The sequence below is a fragment of the Oleiphilus sp. HI0061 genome (genome assembly GCF_001635675.1).
In genome coordinates this window covers 1-1,516 of the sequence record NZ_LWFE01001607.1, presented here as the reverse complement: position 1 = coordinate 1,516, position 1,516 = coordinate 1, and the positions used below count along the sequence as shown (strand labels likewise).

At 44.9% G+C, this 1,516-nt stretch carries 1 protein-coding gene and 1 pseudogene; both read right to left on the bottom strand.

Features of this window, described 5'->3' with window-relative positions:
- Positions 1–323: 323 nt before the first annotated feature.
- Positions 324–1,229 (bottom strand): agmatinase, encoded by a 906-nt coding sequence (gene speB, locus A3735_RS24900; protein WP_068509222.1) that lies wholly within the window; start codon positions 1,227–1,229, stop codon positions 324–326.
- Positions 1,230–1,241: 12 nt separating this feature from the next.
- Positions 1,242–1,516 (bottom strand): annotated as a pseudogene (locus tag A3735_RS24895) (carboxynorspermidine decarboxylase); the annotation flags it as partial.

Genomic DNA, 1,516 nt, shown 5'->3' with positions numbered 1-1,516 from the left:
GCCACGAACATTTACCGAGAATTTCATGCCATTGGCATCGACTGTTAAATAGCCTTCAGGGTCCCACTTTGGCAGGTCACCTTTAGCAAGGCGCTTTACATACAAGAAGCTTACACTGACAACACATATCAGCAGACCCAAAACAGTTAGCGCGGCTTTTTTTCTAATTCTCATAATCAACCTATCTTAAGGAACTCATATAACCTTACCCACAAAGAACAAACACTCTGTGAGATGGACATTTATTTGGTCAGTTAGAGTAATGCCAATTCAGACTTAAAGAGAGCCACAATAATGAGAAATGAATCTTACCGGTGGGTAAATTACCTAGATTGAAGCCTTTCAATAATGCCCATCATTTTATATGTCAGGAGTGCTGCCGAAAATTCGTAAGCATGAAAGCCTTTGATTGGTGCGAACTCGGTAATATCGAAACCGATGATTTCGCATTGTTTTGCGACTGACTCAAATAAGGACAATGTTTGATACCAGCCAAGCCCACCTGGCACGGGCGTGCCTGTTGAGGGAAATACGGAAGGGTCCATGCCATCAATGTCTAGCGTAAAGAACACTTTGCTCGGGAAGTTATCAGGCAAATCTATTTTTTGGATATTTTGGGGCACTAAAATGTCCGCATCGATATGACGTACACCGTGTGCTTTGCGAGTCCGCATTTCTTCTTCGCAGTACGCGCGAATACCCAGCTGAAATAAAGGGACACCCAAATCAACGATGCGTTTCATTACGGAGGCGTGGCTATACGGGTTGCCTTCGTACGCTTCGCGCAAGTCGGCATGGGCATCGATTTGCACCACACCAAAGTCATCTATGCCAGCATCCAGAAGCCCTTTAATAATGCCATAGGTCACCGTATGTTCGCCGCCTAAGCCAATAGGGAAACCACCGCGCTCAATTATATTTGTTGTGGCAAGTGCGATGTTTGCAATGACTTGCTCTGCACTTCCTGCCATGTCGACAGGAGGGTGAGTATAAATACCTTTCGTACTAGGATTACTTGTACCGTCCCAAGTTTCAAGCTGCCAGGAAGCTTCTAAAATAGCCGCTGGACCTAAGCCTGTGCCGCCGCCGTAAGAAACAGACTCCTCATAGGGTATGGGCAAAATATGAAAAAAGGCGTCTTCAGGTTTAGGGTGTTTAAACTCTGAACCTAAAAAAATGGGATAGCCAGGCGCTGCGAGTTGGTCAAATTCGTTTGTGTCTAAATCCATGCTCTATGCCCCTTATGATAAACGGTTTTTGAAGTCGTCATAGCCGAACTCTTTGACTATTCGAAGCGTATCAGTTTCTGAATTCCAGATCGCGATAGCCGGTAAACCAATGCCATTAAAGGTATTGGTTTTGACCATGGTGTAATGTGTCATGTCGTCAAACATCAGTCTTTGGCCAATGCTTAAGGGCTCTTGAAAACTGTAATCGCCCATGACGTCACCCGCTAAACAAGTCTGCCCGCCTAAACGATAGTTATAAGTAAATTCATCACTTGCTCCGGCACCAA

Excerpts from the sequence above, each read along its gene's own strand:
- speB (WP_068509222.1), bottom strand. The coding sequence starts at position 1,229 with ATGGATTTAGACACAAACGAATTTGACCAACTCGCAGCGCCTGGCTAT.